This window comes from Halolactibacillus miurensis (genome assembly GCF_900116255.1).
Taxonomy (GTDB): domain Bacteria; phylum Bacillota; class Bacilli; order Bacillales; family Amphibacillaceae; genus Halolactibacillus; species Halolactibacillus miurensis.
In genome coordinates, this window is the sequence record NZ_FPAI01000001.1 from 60214 (window position 1) to 81844 (window position 21631).

At 35.6% G+C, this 21631-nt stretch carries 16 protein-coding genes; 15 read left to right on the plus strand and 1 reads right to left on the minus strand.

Going from position 1 to position 21631, the window contains the following annotated elements:
* The first annotated feature begins 37 nt into the window (after positions 1-37).
* The 12 genes from BM390_RS00280 to BM390_RS00335 all read left to right on the plus strand — a co-directional run bounded on the left by BM390_RS00280 (position 38) and on the right by BM390_RS00335 (position 17650).
* The gene (locus BM390_RS00280) at positions 38-964 is read left to right on the plus strand and encodes an ABC transporter ATP-binding protein (RefSeq protein ID WP_089852682.1); all 927 of its coding nucleotides are present in this window, start codon (positions 38-40) and stop codon (positions 962-964) included.
* Positions 961-1782 (plus strand): ABC transporter permease, encoded by an 822-nt coding sequence (locus tag BM390_RS00285; protein ID WP_062320057.1) that lies wholly within the window; start codon positions 961-963, stop codon positions 1780-1782. Before BM390_RS00280 ends, BM390_RS00285 begins: the two co-directional genes overlap by 4 nt.
* 483 nt (positions 1783-2265) lie before the next feature.
* On the plus strand, positions 2266-2697 hold the full coding sequence (locus BM390_RS00290; protein WP_062320058.1) for a DUF5412 family protein: 432 nt from the start codon (positions 2266-2268) through the stop codon (positions 2695-2697).
* A 41-nt stretch (positions 2698-2738) separates the two neighbouring features.
* Positions 2739-3311: a GNAT family N-acetyltransferase gene (locus tag BM390_RS00295; RefSeq protein WP_062320060.1), complete on the plus strand. Its 573-nt coding sequence runs from the start codon at positions 2739-2741 to the stop codon at positions 3309-3311.
* Positions 3312-3385: 74 nt separating this feature from the next.
* Entirely contained in the window at positions 3386-4381 is a 996-nt protein-coding gene (locus BM390_RS00300; RefSeq protein WP_062320062.1) for a virulence RhuM family protein, read from the plus strand.
* A 155-nt stretch (positions 4382-4536) separates the two neighbouring features.
* On the plus strand, positions 4537-5496 hold the full coding sequence (locus BM390_RS00305; protein ID WP_062320063.1) for an AAA family ATPase: 960 nt from the start codon (positions 4537-4539) through the stop codon (positions 5494-5496).
* A complete protein-coding gene (locus tag BM390_RS00310) occupies positions 5496-7928 on the plus strand; it encodes a S8 family peptidase (RefSeq protein ID WP_089852683.1) in 2433 nt (810 codons plus the stop codon). Before BM390_RS00305 ends, BM390_RS00310 begins: the two co-directional genes overlap by 1 nt.
* A gap of 207 nt (positions 7929-8135) precedes the next feature.
* Positions 8136-9728 carry a type I restriction-modification system subunit M gene (locus BM390_RS00315; protein ID WP_062320070.1) on the plus strand — a complete coding sequence of 531 codons (1593 nt, stop codon included), beginning with the start codon at positions 8136-8138 and terminating at the stop codon, positions 9726-9728.
* Entirely contained in the window at positions 9721-10965 is a 1245-nt protein-coding gene (locus BM390_RS00320; RefSeq protein ID WP_062320072.1) for a restriction endonuclease subunit S, read from the plus strand. The genes BM390_RS00315 and BM390_RS00320 overlap by 8 nt, the downstream gene beginning before the upstream one ends.
* Before the next feature lie 12 nt (positions 10966-10977).
* Complete coding sequence (locus BM390_RS00325) at positions 10978-14139, plus strand: type I restriction endonuclease subunit R (protein WP_089852684.1); 3162 nt, start codon at positions 10978-10980, stop codon at positions 14137-14139.
* A 571-nt stretch (positions 14140-14710) separates the two neighbouring features.
* Entirely contained in the window at positions 14711-16171 is a 1461-nt protein-coding gene (locus tag BM390_RS00330) for a hypothetical protein (RefSeq protein ID WP_246806766.1), read from the plus strand.
* Between the two features lie 813 nt (positions 16172-16984).
* The gene (locus BM390_RS00335; protein WP_062320078.1) at positions 16985-17650 is read left to right on the plus strand and encodes a hypothetical protein; all 666 of its coding nucleotides are present in this window, start codon (positions 16985-16987) and stop codon (positions 17648-17650) included.
* Between the two features lie 513 nt (positions 17651-18163).
* Here the strand turns inward: BM390_RS00335 and BM390_RS00340 are convergent.
* On the minus strand, positions 18164-18670 hold the full coding sequence (locus BM390_RS00340; RefSeq protein WP_062320080.1) for a YehS family protein: 507 nt from the start codon (positions 18668-18670) through the stop codon (positions 18164-18166).
* Positions 18671-18995: 325 nt separating this feature from the next.
* On the opposite strand from BM390_RS00340, the gene BM390_RS00345 reads away from it, so the two are divergent.
* The 3 genes from BM390_RS00345 (at position 18996) to BM390_RS15825 (ending at position 21561) form a co-directional block, all read left to right on the plus strand.
* Positions 18996-20732 carry a methyl-accepting chemotaxis protein gene (locus BM390_RS00345; RefSeq protein WP_089852686.1) on the plus strand — a complete coding sequence of 579 codons (1737 nt, stop codon included), beginning with the start codon at positions 18996-18998 and terminating at the stop codon, positions 20730-20732.
* A 120-nt stretch (positions 20733-20852) separates the two neighbouring features.
* A complete protein-coding gene (locus BM390_RS00350; protein ID WP_062320089.1) occupies positions 20853-21050 on the plus strand; it encodes a hypothetical protein in 198 nt (65 codons plus the stop codon).
* A gap of 217 nt (positions 21051-21267) precedes the next feature.
* Complete coding sequence (locus BM390_RS15825; protein ID WP_062320091.1) at positions 21268-21561, plus strand: 5-methylcytosine restriction system specificity protein McrC; 294 nt, start codon at positions 21268-21270, stop codon at positions 21559-21561.
* The last annotated feature ends 70 nt before the right edge of the window (positions 21562-21631 follow it).

Consider the following 21631-nt stretch of genomic DNA (forward strand, 5'->3'; position numbering starts at 1 on the left):
CGATGTAAGGTAAAAAAAACGAACAGGAGAACTCATTATGAAGTCAATCATTGAAGTGAGAAACTATACTAAAAAATATGGAGATTTTACGGCAGTAGATGATGTCTCATTTGAAGTAGAAGAGGGCAGTATATTTGCCTTTTTAGGACCAAATGGAGCGGGTAAAAGTACAACAATCAATACCTTATGTACGATGATGGAAAAAACAGCCGGCACACTGTTGATTGACGGAAAAGATGTTTCAACTGAAAAAGATGCCGTACGCCAAGCAATCGGCGTTGTTTTCCAATCACAGACATTAGATGAAAAAATGACGGTAAGTGAGAATTTGAAGATGCACTGTGTTTTTTATGGGGTACCAAAAAAAGAGGTCAAGGATCGAATCAATTTTGTATTGGATCTTGTTGATCTCGTTGATTGGCAGAATAAAAGTGTGTCTAGTCTTTCGGGTGGAATGAAACGTCGAGTAGAAATAGCGCGTGCCTTGTTACATTACCCAAAAGTATTATTTTTAGATGAGCCCACAACCGGCTTAGATCCACAAACACGAAATAGAATGTGGGAATACATTACCAGACTTCAAAAAGAAAAAAACATTACCATCTTTCTGACAACGCATTATATGGATGAGGCAGAAATTTGTGATAAGGTAGCTATCATGGATGACGGTAAAATAATGGTAAACGACACACCTGAGAACTTGAAGCGGCTTTATACGAAGGATAAAGCTATTGTACAGGTAAGTAATTCAGACCTTTTTGAAGCAGCTTTGAATAGAGATGAGCATACGTACAAAAGGGACAAAGAAACTTTTTATATTGATATAGATAGTATTCAACATTTTCTGGAGTTTATTGAACCGTTCAAGAATGAAATAAATAATCTTGAAATCAAAAAAGGGACGCTGAACGATGTCTTCTTAGAAATTACAGGTAAAGAGATTAGAGAGGAATCTGCACAATGAGAACAATCACAGCGCTATGGCTCAGGAACATTAGAGGGTTCGTTCGTGATCGAGTTAAACTTATCACATCACTAATTATTCCTTTCTTTTTCCTTTATATTTTCAGATCGATTTTTAAAACAGATCAGGTAGAAGACCCAACCGCATTCTTACTCGCAGGAATCATTGTAGCAACAGTATTCCAAACGTCCTTGAATATTGCGACCTCGACCATTGATGATACTGTCTCAGGTTATATGAAAGAGATTTTAGTGAGCCCAACCAGTCGTTTTCAAGTAGCTCTCGGACAAATTCTATCTGCGGCTACCATCGCAACAACCCAGGGAATTTTGATACTAATAATCGGTTTCTTTACTGGCTTAAGTTTTGATCATTGGTATACCTTTATTTATGTTCTATTGATTTTGATGTTAGTCGGATTAGTTTTTTCTGGGTTAGGTTTATTCTTAGCTTCAATGGTCAAAAGCTCTTCTACTTTTCAAGTCGTCCAACAAGCTGTCGTTCTTCCGTTTACTTTCTTATCCGGAGCGTATATTCCATTGGCCTTTTTACCTAATGTTCTTCGGTCTTTTGCGTATTTTAATCCTATGACCTATACTACCGCCATCTTTCGAACGATTATGTTAGAAAAAGGTGGATTGACACAGACAGAGTGGGTGGAACTGGGTTTGGCGTTTGATTTGAACGGCTTCATAATCACACCTTGGATGAGTGGAATCATTATTATAGCTTTCGGCGCTTTATTCTTATTCCTAGCGACAAATGCTTTTGTTCGAGCAGACTTTAACAAAATTTCACGCAGTCCAGGTGAAAGCTAAAAGGAATTTTTTTCTCACACCGTAAGCAGGATTCTTCAGGAATTTCGTGGTTTATAAAAAATGAAAAGACAAGAAATAGAAGCGGAAAAAGAATTATGAGGTGCTATAGCAAATTATTAATACACTCTACATTAAACAAACTATTACGATAATTATTTTAATGCGTTATTAAATGGCTTGAACAAGTTAGTGCTAAGCTATATGACTTCAAGCAAAGATAATGATGTTCGTTATATATCAAAACAGATGTTACAACGAAAGGAATAATCTGATTAACTAAATGGAGCTAACATGGCACAATCATTAATTATATTATTAAGAGAACTTGAATTGAAGGATGTAGAATAGAAGTTGAAGTAGTTACTATCTCTAATGTTATTATAATAGTATAGAGGTTGCAGTTATATAAAGGTGGTCAATCAACGCTTTGAGTCATGAGTTAATTCGGTGAGTTTTACATAGATACTTGTTAGGGGGAGCTCTATGAAAAGATCTAAAATGATAATCATAGGTGTGTTAGTAGTTGGTGTAATAGCCGTAGGTGTATACTTTTCACTTTTCCACGTGAATCTTGATCAATATGATTTTCACCAAACACTCACCTTTGAAGTATCCCCAGATGGTCAGTATCAAGTAGAGCTTATTTTGTTAGGAAAACAAGAAGAGCGTTATGATGAAGAAGGAAATGTAATTACTAACAAAAATGAGTCTTACGACCAATACGCAAGGCTTTGGTATGAACCAGAGACAACAGAAGATGGATCGACTATCTGGCATGATAAGCATACTAAAATAATATACTATGAGAAAAATTGTACGGAGGATAATATTGAATGGCTTGATGACGATACAATTATCATTAATGATATGAGATTGAATATTCACAGGGATGTTTATGATTATAGAAGAAAATAGAGGCACTAAATGAATGATCTGACTAACCTAAAGGAGCTAACATGGCAGAATCACCAAATATAATATTAAGAGAATTAAAGTTGAAAGACTTAGAAGACTATTTGTATTGGAATCATCCATCTCGGGAATTCCATAAATATAATGGACCTTATTACAAGAAGCTAAGTGAATCTGACTTACAGGAATATATTGAGGATATAAAAGAGCGGTTGTTGCAGGGTGAAAAGAATGTACTCAAAAATAAAAAGGTCATAGTCAATAAAGAGATAGATGAGATCATCGGTCAAGTGAACTGGTACTGGAAGTCAGTAGAAACACTTTGGATGGAAATCGGTATCGTTATCTTTAATGAAAACTATTGGGGAAATAACATAGGTTCAAAAGCGTTAAGCATGTGGAATGATGAGATCTTTTCTGTTAATCCAAAACTTGTGAGACTTGGATTATCTACTTGGTCTGGAAATAAACGAATGATGAAACTGGCTGAAAAACTGGGGTTTAAGAAAGAAGCGGTATATAGAAAGGCGCGAATCGTAAATGAACAATACTATGATTCGATAAGTTATGGGATATTAAAAGAGGAATGGATCACGCAAAAGACAAACCGAGAATAAAAAACTTAAAGGTCTAGATGTTCTCGCAAGGTTTTGTTTTCAAGAAAACGAATCAAAAACAGGAGGTGAATGAATTGGAGAATGAAAGCAATTTACTTATTTATCAAACAGAAGACGGACACACCAAAATTGATGTAAGGTTAGAAAATGAAACAGTTTGGATGACACAGAAGGCAATCGCAGAATTATTTCAAACATCACCTCAAAATATTACGCTTCATGTGAAAAACATCTATGAAGAACGGGAATTAGACGCAGAAGCAACTTGTAAGTTTTACTTACAAGTTCAAAATGAGGGAACAAGAGAAGTAAAAAGAAAAGCCAAGCATTACAATCTTGAAATGATTCTAGCCATTGGTTACCGCGTTCGCTCCCATAGAGGGACACAGTTTCGTAAGTGGGCGACAGAACGTTTGAATGAATATCTCGTTAAAGGATTTACGATGGATGATGAACGTCTAAAAGACATGCGTAACTTCGGAGAAGATTATTTTGATGAATTACTTGAACGTATTAGAGATATTCGTTCATCAGAGAAGCGGTTCTATCACAAGATTACGGATATTTATGCGACTTCAGTAGACTATGATCCTAATGCAGAGGTCACACAACAATTCTTTGCGACCGTTCAAAATAAATTACACTTTGCTATTCATGGTAAAACAGCAGCTGAACTTATCTCAGATCGAGCGGATGCAGAGAAAGCCAATATGGGGTTAACCAATTGGGACGGTGATAAAGTACGGAAGAAAGATGTGAAAGTGGCTAAGAATTACTTATCTGAAAAGGAATTAAAGTCACTCAATCGCATTGTTACAATGTATTTAGACTATGCTGAAGACCAAGCAGAGCGGCAACGCCCATTGCACATGAAAGATTGGACTGACAAATTAAATGCCTTTCTACAATTTAATGATCGTGACATACTCGAGAACGCTGGTAAGGTGTCAAGAGCAGTTGCTGAAAAAATTGCTGTTGATGCATACGATAAATTTAATCAGTATCGAATTAATCAGGTTAAAGATGATGACTTTGATCAATTTATTGAAAATAATCATTTGAATAAGTAAGAGATATTGAGTATATACATCAGGAAGGAGTTTTAGACACTTCACCTGTAGATATTTGGTGTATTAATAATACGGAAATAATCTCAATAGATATCATATTAATAATAAAATTGGTATACTAAAGAAGAGCGCAAATTAGAAAAGGGGTGTCATAAATGGCAAATGCAGATCAAATAAAAAGTTTAATTAAATCACATTACAGCCATGATGAAAATAGGTTTGATACCCTCGTGAAACAACTTGCTGCGTATGAAGCGCGGAAAGGGAACACCAATTTAGCCAAAGATTTAAAAAACATTGCTGATGAATCGAGAAAAACAGAAAATAACATCATTCAATTTTCTAAAAGTAATGATTTAATCGAATTCAAAGAGCCAAAAATTAATTTAAGTGATATGGTATTAAATGAAAAATTATCAAGTAAGTTAACTAAAATTATTAATGAAAACAAGAATAGCGGTAAACTCAGAAAGCATGGATTAAAACCAAACCAAACAATACTGCTAGCGGGAGATCCGGGAACAGGAAAAACAATGACGGCGTCTGTCCTAGCAAAAGCTTTAAATATGCCATTAGGTATCATATATACCGATAAACTAACAACAAAATATATGGGAGAGACAACAGCGAAATTACGTAAAGTATTTGATACGATTGAACATATGAACGCGGTCTATCTCTTTGATGAATTTGATGCGATCGGTGGCGAAAGATATAGAGATAGTGATGTAGGCGAAATTCGACGCGTGTTAAATACGTTCCTACAATTAGTCGAGAATGTTCATTCGCGCAGTTTGATATTAGCCGCAACCAACTCTGTAACAAGTCTAGATAAAGCGTTATATAGAAGGTTCGATGACATATTATTCTATGACAAACCTTCTCACGATGAGATCAAACAACTTATGTCTAAACGACTGAATAACTATTATCCAGAAAAAAATTATGATGATTTTGTAGAGATGGCTCAAGGTTTAAGTCATTCAGAAATAGTCACAGCATGCGATAACCTAATCAAAGACTGTATTATCAATGATCTTGAAAACATTTCGAAAGAAATGGTTATACAATCTTTAGCTGATAGACAATCTGTGTATCATGAGGTGAATAGCTAATGAAGCATCTAAACCTAAAAAACACAAAGGAAAGTATGGCGTTTACCACTGTGAGTAAAAACGGTGGGGGGAAAGATCCTTATCCGAATAGGCAAGACGAACTCAGTCATATAAAAATACTACAAAATAAATTTAATCAAGTAGTCACTGATTCTAAAGTTAAAAGCTTTGAGGAAAGAGAAAAGTTATACCTCCAGATTACGGGTGAACCCGGGTTGCGTCTTAAATTTGATAGTTTAGAAAATAGAAAAATCGAGTCAAAAGTTATGAACATCCGTGAAATACCTGTACAAAATAGTACAGGAGACGTTGAAAACGTAGAACAAGTTGTAATGTCATTACCTAAAAAGAATGCAAATAAGTTTTTGAAAAAGCTAGAAGAGTATGAAGCGACTTTAGGCTTACCTAATAAAAACCCTACAAATAATGATTTAGTACGCTCAATAAGTAACATAGAGGCGGTTATTCTAGAATCTTTTTGGACAGGTAATACAGAATGGATCCCCACAGATGCTGAAAAGGTATGGTGTGAAATTTGGGTTGATTCAGTAGATGAAACGGTTATTGCAGATTTTAAACGTTTAGTGGCATCATTAAACATACAGATAAAAAATGAACAGATTCTTTTTGAGGAAAGAACTGTATTTATACTAAAAGTATCAAAAACAGACTTATCAGTATTAGTTAAAAGGTCAGACCACATTGCAGAATTTCGTAAGTCAGTAGAAGTGACCCCTTTTTTCATTGAGCTAGACGTGGAAGATCAACACAAATTTGTTGATGAACTACTCAGTATGGTTGAGGTAGAGGCCAATGGTATTTATGTCAGCTTGTTTGATACAGGTATTAATACGGGCCACCCTTTATTAGAAAGAATCTGTAGTGATGAAGATGTCCATAGTTATTTTGAAAATTATGATGGTTTCGATGTAAAAGGCCATGGAACAAACATGTCAGGGGTTATTGCTTATGGTTATTTAGAAAAACTCCTTGAAGGTATTGAGAGTATAAAGATTCCACATCAAATTGAATCTGTTAAAGTACTACCTGATCGTGGCGCGAATGATGAACATCTTTATGGCGCCATCATCCAAGAATCCGTCAGTGATTTGACGATAGATAATCCAGATAGAATAAGGGTCTATTGTATGGCTATTACGGCAAATGATTATGCATTGACTGATGGTAGACCAAGTTCTTGGTCAGGTGCGTTGGATGAACTAATTGCAGGTAGATTTGATGAAGATAGAAAAGTCTTTGTTGTTGCTGGTGGTAATATTGCTCCTCCATTTGAGAAAGGTAACTATCCAGACTTGAACATCCAAACAGGTATTTCTGATCCTGCACAATCTTGGAATGCCATAACTGTTGGAGCGTATGTTAACACAGAAGATAAAAATCAAGAGAATATAGCCTCTTTTGGTCAACTATCACCTTACTCAAGAACATCTCGGGAATGGGATAATAGTAGATGGCCGGTTAAACCTGAGATTGTCTTAGATGGGGGAACTGCTGTGTTATCGGATGAGCAAGCTTATCAGGATGATACGACATCAATTTTAACAACCGGTCATGATGTGACTAAGAACTTGTTCGATATCATTTGGGCAACAAGTGCTGCGACGGCTTTTGCCGCCAATATGGCTGCTAAAATAAGGAGTATCTATCCTGAATATTGGTCAGAAACTATTAGAGGATTAATGATCCATTCCGCAGATTGGACACCAGAGATGAAACAACAATTTCTACAGACGGATAAAAAATCTGATTACACAAAATTGCTGAGAACGTGTGGCTATGGTGTACCTGATTACGACAGAGCAATCAATACAAGTAACAATAGAGTAGCGATGATCATTGAAGATGAACTACAGCCCTTTGAGGGTGACAGTATGAATGAAATGCACTTACACAAAATCCCTTGGCCTACAGATTTACTTCTTTCTGATAAATTTGAAGATGTAAAATTAAAAATGAAAGTAACCCTATCTTACTTTATAGAACCAAGCCCTGGGGAGATTGGTTGGAGAGACAAATTTTTATATCAATCACACGGACTAAGATTTGCATTAAATGGCCATTCCGACAAGGATGAATTTACTAAAAAAATAAATAAGAAGGTTAGAAATAGTAAAGAAGATAAAGGAGAAGATCCAGGAATAAACTGGACGCTTGGTAAAAACAATCAGAGTATGGGATCGATACATTCCGATATCTGGGAAGATTATGCTAGTGAAATGGCGGCTCAACGCTACATAGCGGTTTATCCAGTGAATGGATGGTGGAGGAAAAGAAAACATTTAGGCGCCAGCCATAAAAAAGCAAGATATTCACTAATACTCACTGTAGAATCTGAAAAAGTAGATATTGACCTTCTGACACCGATATTGAATGAGATTAAACAAACGGTGAACATTGAGACGGAAATTTAGAATGAATCTGTATATGGTCGAGGTGAAAATAGGATAAAAGCACGGTCTCAAGAGAGTGGATGATGGATCTACGATAAAAGAGATGGTGCTTTTTCAACAGTAGCTTAGTATTGAACATATTATAAACTCAAAACTAAACACGTAAAAAGCATACAATGTTAAAAAGTATGATATGTATGTATTTAAACAAAGAGGAGCGTTATAACTATGGGAGCAGAATTAAATCAACGATTATTTAGTGCCGCAGATAACCTGCGCAGCAAGATGGATGCATCAGAATACAAGAATTACTTATTGGGGTTAATCTTCTATAAGTATCTATCAGATAAATTACTTGTTCAAGTCGTAGAACTTGCTGATGAATCACTAGATACATATTCAACACAAGAAAAGCAGAAAGAACTTTATCAAGAATTACTCAGCGATGAAGATACAAAGGAAGACTTGTTGGCGACTTTAATTGATACACTTGGTTATGATATTGAACCAGCGTATTTATTTAATGTACTCGCAGACCAAGCGAAACAGAATGTTTTTCAGTTAAACGATTTAAATAAAGCCTTTATTCAACTATCAACCAAATATGATACCTTTAATGGCTTGTTTGACGATGTTGATTTAACATCTAAAAAATTAGGTTCTGATGACCAACAACGTAATGTGACGATCACAGAAGTATTAAAGAAATTAAATGATGTCGATGTTGTGGGTTATGAAGGGGACGTGATCGGGGATGCGTATGAATTCCTTATCAGTCAATTCGCTTCAGAAGCTGGTAAAAAAGCGGGTGAATTCTATACCCCGCATATGGTCTCTGATATGATGGCACGTATCGTCGCCATTGGTCAAGAAGATAAAAAACTCTTTAGTGTGTTTGATCCAACGATGGGGTCAGGTTCACTGATGTTAAATGTTCGTCATTATTTAAACCATCCAGATAAAGTGAAATATCATGGTCAAGAGCTCAATACAACAACGTTTAATCTGGCAAAAATGAACCTCATTCTTCACGGTGTCGATGCAGAAGATATGAATGTGCGTAACGGTGATACGTTAAATAAAGACTGGCCAACTGATGAACCGTATACGTTCGATTCAGTTGTCATGAATCCACCGTATTCAGCGAAGTGGTCGGCAGACGCAACGTTTTTAGATGATTCACGTTTTAACCGTTATGGTAAACTTGCGCCAAAATCAAAAGCAGACTTTGCGTTTGTTTTACACGGTTACTATCATTTAAAAGAAACAGGTACGATGGCGATTGTCTTACCACACGGTGTGTTATTCCGAGGGGCAGCAGAAGGAACGATTCGTAAGAAGCTCTTAGAAGACGGAAGTATTTATGCGGTCATTGGAATGCCGGCCAATCTTTTCTTTGGTACATCCATTCCGACAACGGTCATTATCTTAAAGAAAAACAGAACCAATCGTGATGTCTTATTCATTGATGCAAGCAATGACTTTATTAAAGGCAAGAATCAAAACAAACTATCAAAAGAGAATATTGAGAAAATCATCGAAACATATAAAAACAGAGCAGAGGTTGAGAAATACGCTTATTTGGCAAACTTTGATGAAATCAAAGAAAACGATTATAACCTAAATATACCGCGTTATGTTGATACGTTTGAAGAAGAAGAGCCAGTCGATATGGAATCCGTTGGAAAAGAGATAAAAGAAGTGCGTGAAAGCAAGAAAGAGCTAGAAAAAAGTCTTTTTGAAGCCATTTCATCATTACAGTACAGTGATGAAGATGAAGAGTGGATTAAGGGTGCTTTAGAGGTGTTTAAGAATGATTAATAAAAAGACGCCAAACATAGGTTTTAGTCCTCTTGAAAGTGAACTAAAGAAATTAAGTTTCGAAAAAATTTTTGTCAGGGTAAAATCTTATTCTTTATCTAGAAGTGTGGAATCTAATTCTGAAACTGGAACTAAATATATACATTATGGAGATATTCATACAAAGGTAGCTGATAAGGTAGATAGAGCATCTAATATTCCATATATCGTTCCAGGAGATTATGAAACTTTACAAAAAGGCGATTTGATATTAGCAGATGCATCCGAAGATTATCAGGGAATTGCAACACCTGCAGTAATAATTGATGAGATTCCATTTAATATTGTAGCGGGTCTTCATACAATCGCATTAAGACCGAAAAAAGCTGATTCACTATATCTATACTATTTATTAAAATCTTCATCATTCAGAAAATATGGTTATAGAACAGGAACAGGGATGAAGGTATTCGGAATAAGTGTGACAAATGTCTTAAAATTTGATTATTTATATCCTGATATTCAAGAACAACAAAAAATCGGTGAATTCTTCAAACAACTCGATGACCGTATTGCCCTTCAGCAACATCAAATCAAAAAATTAAAACAGAGCAAGCAAGGTTTCTTGCAAAAGATGTTTCCGAAGGATGGAGAGTCTGTCCCGGGGGTTCGGTTTGATGGGTTTAGTGAGGAATGGGAAATTAAGAAGGTTGATGATATAGCTAATGAAACATATGGTGGAGGAACACCTAAAACGTCAGTTGAAAGTTATTGGAAAGGTACAATTCCTTGGCTTCAAAGTAGTGACTTAAGGCTAGATAATTTTAATGTTGATATCCCTACTAAGTATATTAATGAAGATTCTATCAATAATTCTGCAGCCAAAATTATACCCGCTAATTCAATTGCGGTTGTTACTAGAGTTGGTGTTGGGAAAATTGCATTAATTCCTTATATTTATGCTACAAGTCAAGATTTCTTATCACTGTCTAAGTTAAATGTTGATATAAATTTTGCTCTTTACTCGCTATATTTAAACATTATTAAGGTGGTAAACAAACTACAAGGCACTTCAATCAAGGGAATAACTAAGTCGGAATTATTAAAGAGAAAAATATTACTCCCAAGAGAAATAAAAGAACAACAACAAATCGGAGAATTCTTCAAACAACTTGATGACTTAATCGCTAAAAACGAACGTGAACTTGAGTTACTACAAGAAACGAAAAAAGGTTTTCTACAAAAAATGTTTGTCTAGGAGGTGAGCTTGATGCAAAAATTCACACACCGAGAAGAAGCAGAAATTGAATCGCATTTGATTGATGTCTTAGGTGAAGGACATAATCAATGGACGTATCGGTCGGACTTAAAGTCAGAAGCTGATCTGTGGGCGAACTTACGTCAAAAGATTACACACAATAACCTATCTGAACTCAATGAACAGCCGTTAACGGATAAAGAGTTTGAGGCAGTAAAGACCGAGTTATTATTGCGTACGCAAACCCCATTCGATGCAGCTAAATGGTTAAAAGGTGAAAACGGGATTGCGAGAATCACGATCGAACGAGAAGATAGTCAGTTAGGTTCAGCCTCACTCATTCTTTACTCAAACCAAGACATTGGTGGGGGTATCTCAAGTTATGAAGTCGTGAATCAAATTGCGAAACAAAGCAGTCGAGAGAATGGCCGGGATCGTCGTTTTGACGTGACGTTATTAATTAACGGGTTACCGATTGTTCAGATTGAGTTAAAGAAAGTCACGGCCAAAGACGGGGTCTATCAAGCGTTTAATCAAGTAAAGAAATATGCAGAAGAAGGTATGTTTCGAAACAATATCTTTTCAACCTTACAGCTTTTTGTCGTGTCGAATGAACAAACGACCCGTTACTTTGCGAATGCCTTGCCAAAGAATATGCACCGGAAGTTCTTATTTAGCTGGCGCACAAAAGACAATAAAAAGGTTGAAAACTTATATGAGTTCTGTAAACAGATGTTAAACATTCCTGATGCCCACCGGTTGATTGCGCATTATACGATTGTGAGTGAAGACCAAGATAATAAAATATTAATGGTCTTACATCCGTACCAAGTCCATGCGATTGAAGCATTATTTGTTTCGGCAAATAAACACGAATCCGGTTATGTCTGGCATGCGACCGGCTCAGGTAAAACACTCACGAGTTTTGTTTCGACGAAGCTACTCGCAAGAAAGTCTGGGATTGACCGAACGATTATGTTGGTGGACCGTAAAGATTTAGATAATCAAACCACGAGCGAGTTCACGAAGTTTGCCTCAGAGTTTAATACAGGGATGTCGACAGGGACTGCTGTTTCAAATAGTTTAATTGTTGGGACAGGGAGTTCAAAAGAGCTAAGTAACACATTACTTGCAGAGGCAAACTCTAATGTTGTCATTGTAACAACGAGACAAAAACTTGATTCCGCCTTGAAATATGCGAAAAAACAAGAAGAACAAAAGGGCACCAATCGTTATAAAAAACTGATGGGTCAACACATTGTTTTTATCGTGGATGAATGTCACCGGGCCTTAAGTGCCGAGAACATGGAAGAAATTAAAGCCTTCTTCCCTAACTCAACGTGGTTTGGTTTTACGGGTACACCCATATTTGAAGAAAATAAAAAACAAGCCAAAGGTCAATTAGCACGAACAACGTATGATCAATATGGTGACGTGTTACATACCTATACAATTAAAAATGCTTTAGAAGATGGTTCAGTGCTAGGTTTTCAAGTGGAACACGAAACTACGATTGAACCGACATCATTAGATAATATGATTTTCCAACAATTAAAGCTGAGCGATAAGTATATGTCATCGACACCTGAACAAGTGAATCGTGTCATTGATGAGATGGATGGCATAGAGAAAGAGAAATACTTAGATAATAGTATATATGAACGTGATGAGCACATTGATAAAGTCATTCGTAAAATCTTTCGTCCAGATAACGCGTACACAAAGTTTGATTTTAGAAATGGTCACCCAACAAAGTCAGCGATTCTAACGACAAGCTCGATTGAGATGGCGAAGAAGTATTACTATGCGATTAAAGTAATGACAAAAGAAGCAAATTGGTTAGAGCAGTCGTTTCCTGACCATCCTATCCGTCAAGGACGCACGATGAATGATCCAGATTTCCCGCGGATTGCGATCACCTATTCATTAGATGAAAATACAGAGAATGCCGAAGGCAAACAAAGTGAAATGAATCAGATTATAGAAGAGTATAACGGCTATTATGATACAACTTGGACGTTATCTGATATTGAACGCTATAACGGGGATATTAATAACCGATTGGCACGAAAGAGAGCGGAGTTTAAACAATTTGGTCGTCAAGTGGATTTAGTTATTGTTGTTGACCGGTTACTCACTGGCTTTGATGCACCGACGGTGCAAACGCTTTTTGTTGATCGTAACTTGGAGTATGCTGGACTCATACAAGCATTCTCACGGACGAATCGGACCTATCCCGAAAAGACAAAAGGATTAATTGTCACATTCCGTAAACCGTATAAGATGGAACAGAATGTAGCCAATGCGACAAAACTTTACTCTGAAGCAAGGGATGAATCAGGGTTGATTTATCCTACGTATGATGAATCAAAGAAACGGTTCAAACAAGCCTATAAAAAAATCAATGAATTTACGGTTATCCCAGGGAAGATGGATGAGCAAACACCACTGGAAGACCGGATAGAATATGTTAAAGCTTATCAAGAGCTTAATAACGCCTATGAAGCGCTTGTTACTTATGGTGATTATAATAATGAGATGGATCAATCAAAGGCAATGCAACAACAAGTCTCTATCTTAAAAGAACAAGCGGGTGTTTATGAAACGGTTAAAGGTTCCCTCGTTGATATCGATGAAAAAGATGAAGATGATGCTCCGGATTTCTCTGATATCGCGTTTTATAGTGACAATTCAACGAAGCTCTATGACATCGATGCTGCTTATATTGATCAATTACTAGGCACTTATGCGGCCAACAGTGCTGATGTCCGTGAGGAGATCGAAAAAGCCCTCCAGAAGTTGAACAAAACAGAAGTGGTTAAAGAGGTTTACCGAGAGATATTAAATGCGATTGATCACGATAATATTGATCAATCAGAAGATATCTTTGCGATAAAGCGTCAATTTTTTACTGATCAGAAAAACGAAGTGATTGATGCATTTGCGAGTACATGGCATGTTTCAGTAAATGAACTACATGCATCAGCCATTCAATATGTGTATGGTATGGAATCTATTCCGAACGTTAAAAGCATTATTGAAAGTAAAGACTATGAGGCTTATAAAGAACAGCATCCAGATGTTAAACCATTTAAGTATCCGCAAATGATGAAGCGAGCGTGGCGTAAAGTGCTGGATGAGCAAGTTGTGCCATTAGATAACGAGTTGAAATAATCTTGATTGTAGTATGTTGTTAACTTAGTAACATAAATGAGCCTGTCTATAAAAAGATATGGTTTTATAATGGTAATTAAACGATACTACACTAATATGAAATGATAGTTATACAAAACGAAATACTATATATAGATTTGTGATATATATTATCTGCATTTTGTTTTTTAGCGGTATATTATAATGTATCATTAGATGGTAAATTTTTGAATAGTTTCAAGTTAGAATTATTGGGTTTAATTTAATGAAAATGAGTACATTAAGTGCCGAATTATCATAATGTTAAGGCGATATTGCTATGTCTAATATAAATACCCTATGAAATAATTGTATATATGGCGATAGGGAGCTGTAATCTTCTAAGTTAAATTAAAGAAGAATATTAGCTCTGAAATTGCTATATTAACATTTTCTTAGACTTTTTAGGTGATTTGTTGAAGTAGTGTGGTTAGCTTTTTTCGAACAAATAAAAAAATGTGGAGGGATATTATGAGTTTACCGAAATTATCTATTTTTTTTTGGTGCAGGTGCAGAAATAGGGTATGGTTTACCTTCTGGAGGGAAATTTGCATTGGATATCTTTAGAACTTCAAATGAAGAGGACAAAGAAATTTTCCGAAAAAAAATTCATTCAATAGATAGAATGTCTCAATTGGCTACTCAATGGTTACCTGATAATTATGCAAATAAAAGATTAAATGTATTTGGTAAAGGTGAGTTTGAAGGTCTGATTGCATCTAGTTTAGAGAATAGAAGACAGAATATTTTAAATTATCTTAACAACTTTGATGAAAATGTTTTAGTGCTATTAAGCGATTGGACAGTGACAGATAACATTATTAATAGTAAATTCACTGAAGAGACAGAAGAACAAATTGGTCAAAAGAGGTATAGTCAGACCATAAGATTAAATGAAAAACTTGCTACTCAAGTTCCATTGTTTGATTCTGCTTATTTTTCAGCATTTTTAAGGTTATTGCAAATTCATCCTCAGGATAGGTACTTGAAGAGGATTATTCGTGCTATTTTAGAACTATTGGTTGGGGCGTTTGGTCAAAATTTAGTTTCTCAACTAAATGAAGAATTATTTACCCAAGCTCCCGATGAAATCAGTGTATTTGATGATTTAACTGGTATTTTCTCATTAAATTATCAAGGTGTAGGACAAACAGGTATGGAGATTATAATTGAAGAGCAACCTATTGAAATAGATGATACTACAGAGGGAATAACAATTTTTAAAGAGTTAGGACGATCCATTTTAGAAGACATATACTGTCAAGCAATGGATTATCAATCATTAATAGATAGCCATTTTAGATATCTCTATAATCCTAAAGCGCACTGGGCTAAATTTAGTCGTATTGCTATCTTTCTTCATACTGTTCAACGATATATTATAGAAAATGTCAACATTGATGCACAAAGGTTAAAGGACGGTCCCGGATATTATCATGACTTGATAGATTTACAAGAAGAATTTAACTTGATTGCAGTTGGCACAACTAACTATAATAATTTTGTTAAACAAGTAATTAAAGGAACAAGTATAGAACAGACTCCGGTGTATCATTTAAATGGCAGTGTCAATGATTATTATGATCCTTATAAAAATGAAATATTAACAATACCATCAGCTATTGAAGAAGAAGGAAGAATCTTAGTGCCATTTATGTTTACCCAAAGTGGGGTAAAGCCTTTAACTTCTGTAGAAATGTCTCGTAAATACGTTGAACTATATGATCACTTTATCGATTCTGACATTATAAGTGTTATAGGATATGGGTTTAATAGCGATGATGGACATATAAATGGTTTGTTTAGGAGTTTAGTAGAAAAAGAAAATAAAAAACTTTATATCTTCCACTATAAAGATAGTAATGAAACGAATACCCAAATCGAAAGATATTATCAAGAAAAATTGCGTCTAAATTCAACTAGTAATATAAAAGTTTTTCTAATGGATAAACAGCGCAATGTTAATGATGAGATTTGGTTTAATAGTCTTGTTAAAGAATTAGTAATGAGTTAAATATAAGAATCTTTGGTATAAAATTAAATATATATTTTAATCAAAGAAATGGTGTTCTAATTGCTTTACATGCTAACAGTATGACACCTTTATTACAATTATTCATAATAGCCTCTCAGATTTTATTGGTAGCGGGCAGGATATTATTCGCATTGTTATAGTTGTTAGTATCGAAAATTAATGCGGGTGTTCAAATACTAGTTCTTTTCAGAAGTTACTCATATAGCGATCATCATAAGGTTTGTTATTGCTGTGTCTTCTTTTCTCAATACGGCACTCAATTCAATAGTCAAAATCAAAATACTAGATTTATCTACAAGCGCTAAAATACCATTGTTCGTAAATGTTAAAGCAATATTTACTTTGTTTAAGGCAAAGGAATTAACATTTTCATCTGTGAGCATGACTTTTTGGCCGTATTTTACCAACAAGAATTAATTACGATAAACTACATTTCAATTATGCTATATACATTACCACTAGTGACAAGTTATTTAGCACCACATACTAAGGTATTTACCACCCAATCCGAACCTATTCATCAGCACGTTAAAATAACTATATATCATGGAGATTTCTAGAGAGATCCAATGGCTTCACACCGAACCTCATGCGGACATGGTTCTTGGCCAGAGAATCAACTGAATTCATGCTGAATCAGACCAATGAGGTAACCATGCCCGCTGCTCAATATAAAATCTAGATCCATACGAGTAATGGTAAGTCATTTGTCATACGTTGGTACATTTCTTGGCAAGCCTGGTAAATATCATTGGCAGTAGTCACTTGAGTCTGAATATGAGGAGAGGTTAAATGTTAATTGCTGACTTATTGAAGGTTTACAATGAAAATTACGGATTAGTGCGTAGATTTATTTATAGTTTTAAGAAAAACAAGTTCATTATAATTCCATATATTGTTATTATAGCGTTGCCAGGTGTTTTTTACTTAAGTTTAACAGTAGATGATAGAATAATAAGTACATTAATGATGGTATTGACTGTGAGTTTCTATTTCAGTTCAATTGTTTATGCTAGTTATATTCACCAGAAAATTATAGTTAGTGATTATAAAAGTATAAACGAATACGAAGAACATAAAATAGAAAAAATTGATCTATGTATAAAAGAAAATGTCAAAATAAACTCTGAGGAAGATTACCAACTAATAGATACGTTATTGGTAAAAGAGATTAAACTTCTTGAAGATAGCAAGAAGATTCCCCTTTCTATTATCATAAGACAACTAATTGTTTCAGTTTTAATTACAGGATTGTTAACATATAGCTTAAGAGAGTTGATGAATGGGAATAATGAAGTTGGAATGCCATTATTTAAACTTTATATGTTGATTTTAGGAACTATGATAATGATTAGCTCATTTCTGTACATGTTAAAAGAGTTTTCGAAAATAAATAAGTTGAAGCAAATAAGTAAAATTATCACAGAACTTCAATTGAGGAAGTATCAAAATAAGTGAGAGAATGAGACGGTTTATAGGAGAAAATGAAATAATAGCGAGGTAAAACCTTTCACTTTTAAGCTTTTACCTCTTGTGTGCGCAGGCATGGGTGTCTTCTATGAGGAAGAATCTAAAGGAAGCCGGAAGCAAACAGTTGAACGGAAGATAGAGTCACCCAGGTTAAGGAGAACTTGATATATCGACTAAATCTTATTCTTTCAATGTTAGGCCCATGTGACGTGCTCTCATTTCCACAGGTTTAACCGACTTTAACGAAACTCTCTAGTCTAGTATAACTTATTAATTACACTTGAATTGTAAAGTCAAATGTATAAACTTTATTTAAAGTGAATATAAATATATGGAAAAAAGTATACTTATGATATGCCAACCCTAAAATATCCTTTTTTATACTATAATTATAATAATAGGATTGGTAAATCTATAAACGAGCACGTCAAACATCGAGGATCTAAGCATTCAAAAAAACTGTACTAACGTTTGTATTTAAATTACTGCTATTAGTAGAATTTAAAGCCGGTATTCAAGCGCTAACCCCTTTAAGAAGTTCCTCATGTACCGGTCCCCACAAGGTTTGTAATTACGATGGCCTTCTTTTCTCAGTACAGCACTCAATTCACTAGTGGAGATTGAAATACCCGCTTTCTCTAAAAGCGCTAAGATATCATCGCTCGTCAGTGTTAAAGCAATCTTTACTTTCTTTAAGACCAAGTTATTAACATTTTCATCTGTTAAGCTGACTTTTTGCGGCGCTTTTTTAGCGGGGTCTTGTTTACCGCGTTTAAAGATAATGAAGCCATCTAAGAAAGCATTCAACTGTGGGTTCGTGCAAGCTATCTCGTATTCATTTTCAGTGAATGCATCGGTATCATCTGTTTTTCCGTTCGTTTTTGTTAACATGTCCTGGACCGTTTCTTTGTCAATCTTCTCTTCACCTAAGGCGAAAATGTCGACCATTTCTTCATCTTTTAAATCAAGCGCATATCTTAACCTAATCAATAAATCATTATTATTCATTATGGACCTCCATTAGTTATCTGCTTATTCATCATTTCGAACGCGCGTGCAATCCGAGCGAATGTTTAGGTTAATTCTAGACCAAACAGATAGAAGCGTCAATCAGCGTAAGTGCAACATCGTTACACCCGTTTGTTGTTTAGTTATAATCAGGCCGCTGCTTTCAATTATTCGTTGCTAGATAGATACAGCTTGTAACCATATTAATGAGCAATCTGATAATCATTAATTGTTAGGCATCTAAAATATTAGTCAAAGGGCTTTTACTTTTCACCTGTTAAGACGATATTAATTTAGATAGACAGATGAAAAGAGGAACTTTACTATGAGACTTAATATTCGAAAAAAATTATTGATTATTACAACGTTACTTCTATTACTTCCAAGCTTAACGATTGGTATGGTCAGTTACTATTCGGCCAGTGACCACTTAAACACCTCAGGTGAAACAACCATTCAAAATGCAGTGGAAATGGCACTTCAGTTAATAGATTCTATGGACCAACAAGTAAAGAGCGGTCAACTCACACTTGAAGAAGCGCAAGAACAAGTCAAAGTGTATTTACTTGGCGAACGTCAAGCAGATGGTACACGACCGGTGACATCAACGATTGACTTAGGTAAGAACGGTTATTTTGTTATTTATGACCAAGAAGGGCTAGAAGTCGCTCACCCAACAATTGAAGGCGAAAATGTCTGGGATGTTCAAGACCGCGAGGGTCAATTCCTTGTCCAAAATCAAATCCAGGCCGCTCTAGATGGTGGTGGTTTTACGACGTATGCTTGGGCTTTTCCAGATGACCCCAATCGTATTGGAGATAAAATCATGTACAATGCACTCGACCCTAACTGGGGCTGGGTGGTAACAGCAGGTTCTTATATGGAAGACTTTAATGAAGGCTCACAAGATATTTTGTGGACCGTCGTGATCACAACGACTATTGCCTTAATTGTAGGCATTATCTTTTCCGTTCTATTTGCTAACCATATTTCACGCCCAATTAAAGCAATCAGAGCGTACCTACTCGACCTTAGTCAAAATCAACTAGACATGCCTGATCTGGTGTATAAACGTCAAGATGAAATCAATGATTTAGCTGAAAGTTTAAATCTTATGAAAAACAATCTTAGTGACATGATTGGTAAAATTTCAAGCGTGTCGCATACCTTGGCTGCTTCGTCTGAACAACTAAGCGCAAGCAGTGAAGAGACGAATAAAGCAACGGAGCAAATTGCGTCATCAATTATGTCCGTCTCTGAAAGTTCAGATCGTCAAAGTCAGATGGCTCAACAATCGATGACGACCGTTGAAACGATTGCGGAGCGGATTAATAGTATTGAAGACAGTATTAGTCGAGTGAATACATCAGCTGAAACGTCTGCTGAGCGAGTAGAACGTGGACAAGAAGGCATTAAAGCGAGTGCAAAAGTCATGACGAACATTAAGGGTACAACGTCTAATGTATCGACATCTGTACACAAGCTCGGGGAAGAATCCAAACAAATTGGTAAAATTATTAACGTTATTACTGATATTGCTGAACAAACGAACTTACTTGCCTTAAATGCCGCGATTGAAGCCGCCCGCGCGGGCGAGCACGGAAAAGGCTTTGCGGTCGTCGCAGACGAAGTAAGAAAATTAGCGGAAGAATCGAGTCAATCGGCGACCGATATTCGTACGTTGATTGAAAAAATCCAAATAGAGATTGAAAAGTCCGTCGACATGATGAAAGAAAACGAGACCGTTGTGATTGAAGGTCAACAAAAAATTGATGGCACGGGTAAAGCCTTTGATGCGATTCAATCAGCGACAACGGATATTGTTTCACGGACGAAAGAGATGCTTGGTGCTATTCAGAGCATAAGCCAGGGTACAACCGACATGGTGAAGCGCAGTCAAGAAACAACGGATGATGTGATGCAGTCGGCAAGTGACGTCGAAACTGTTGCTGCCGCTTCTGATGAACAAAGTGCATCGATGGAAGAAATTGCGGCTTCTTCTGAGTCTCTCTCTCATATGGCTGAAGAATTAAGTGATATTGTAAATCAATTTAAGCTATAAGATCAGTAAAATAACTTGATTATAATAGAACGAACCATATCTTCTAGTGAGTATTGAAGATATGGTTCGTTTTTATAATGAAAATGGCAACGTCACTTTGAAAATCAAGAGGTATCGCGTATGCTGATTGAAAAGATATTAAAAGTTACGGAGCAAATTAATCAGGAGATACAAAATGATTTCCAATTATGGGCAGGATGCACGACTGGTCATTCTTTTTTAACTACTAAACCAAGAGATATCGAAGAAACTGATTGGTTTAAACAAGTCACGCCTTATGAGTTTAAGCCATTGAGCAAGAGAAATTTCTCAATATAAAAGATGATACATCTGGGGCAATTACTTTATGAGCTGCGATTGCTTTCTCATCAACATGGTGATTGGAACTTGTTCACCGTACAATTATCTCCAAGCGAGATGCATAATTTATTTGAAAAAATTTACTTTACTTTTATCAACGGGAACAGTCCGGTTATGCGGTTGAGTAAAAAATCTTACAATGTCACCTTATAGGAACCAATCATTACTTCCAAAAATGCGGACAGACTTATCTCTTATTCATCAAAATGATAGTAAACGGATAGTGATAGATGTTAAGTTCTATCAAAATATGTTTCACCAATACTTTGATAAGCAAAGTATTCATAGTAAGCATCTTTATCAAATTGTCACTTATCTCATGCACCAGCCGCAGGATGAAGATCTCAGAGGGATATTAATTTATCCACACTGTGGATACGGAGAAGTTCAAGAGTGTTATAGGTGGAATGATCGAATAACAGTGAAGATATATAATATAAATCTCGATCAACTTTGGAATGAGATTTAAGACAAGCTGTTAATAATCATCAGAGAGTGATTCTAGAAAGATTGGCCACACCGTTAAAAGATTAATAATC

Excerpts from the sequence above, each read along its gene's own strand:
- BM390_RS00280 (WP_089852682.1), top strand. The coding sequence starts at position 38 with ATGAAGTCAATCATTGAAGTGAGAAACTATACTAAAAAATATGGAGAT.
- BM390_RS00285 (WP_062320057.1), top strand. The coding sequence starts at position 961 with ATGAGAACAATCACAGCGCTATGGCTCAGGAACATTAGAGGGTTCGTT.
- BM390_RS00290 (WP_062320058.1), top strand. The coding sequence starts at position 2,266 with ATGAAAAGATCTAAAATGATAATCATAGGTGTGTTAGTAGTTGGTGTA.
- BM390_RS00295 (WP_062320060.1), top strand. The coding sequence starts at position 2,739 with ATGGCAGAATCACCAAATATAATATTAAGAGAATTAAAGTTGAAAGAC.
- BM390_RS00305 (WP_062320063.1), top strand. The coding sequence starts at position 4,537 with ATGGCAAATGCAGATCAAATAAAAAGTTTAATTAAATCACATTACAGC.
- BM390_RS00310 (WP_089852683.1), top strand. The coding sequence starts at position 5,496 with ATGAAGCATCTAAACCTAAAAAACACAAAGGAAAGTATGGCGTTTACC.
- BM390_RS00315 (WP_062320070.1), top strand. The coding sequence starts at position 8,136 with ATGGGAGCAGAATTAAATCAACGATTATTTAGTGCCGCAGATAACCTG.
- BM390_RS00320 (WP_062320072.1), top strand. The coding sequence starts at position 9,721 with ATGATTAATAAAAAGACGCCAAACATAGGTTTTAGTCCTCTTGAAAGT.
- BM390_RS00325 (WP_089852684.1), top strand. The coding sequence starts at position 10,978 with ATGCAAAAATTCACACACCGAGAAGAAGCAGAAATTGAATCGCATTTG.
- BM390_RS00335 (WP_062320078.1), top strand. The coding sequence starts at position 16,985 with ATGTTAATTGCTGACTTATTGAAGGTTTACAATGAAAATTACGGATTA.
- BM390_RS00340 (WP_062320080.1), bottom strand. The coding sequence starts at position 18,670 with ATGAATAATAATGATTTATTGATTAGGTTAAGATATGCGCTTGATTTA.
- BM390_RS00345 (WP_089852686.1), top strand. The coding sequence starts at position 18,996 with ATGAGACTTAATATTCGAAAAAAATTATTGATTATTACAACGTTACTT.
- BM390_RS00350 (WP_062320089.1), top strand. The coding sequence starts at position 20,853 with ATGCTGATTGAAAAGATATTAAAAGTTACGGAGCAAATTAATCAGGAG.
- BM390_RS15825 (WP_062320091.1), top strand. The coding sequence starts at position 21,268 with ATGCGGACAGACTTATCTCTTATTCATCAAAATGATAGTAAACGGATA.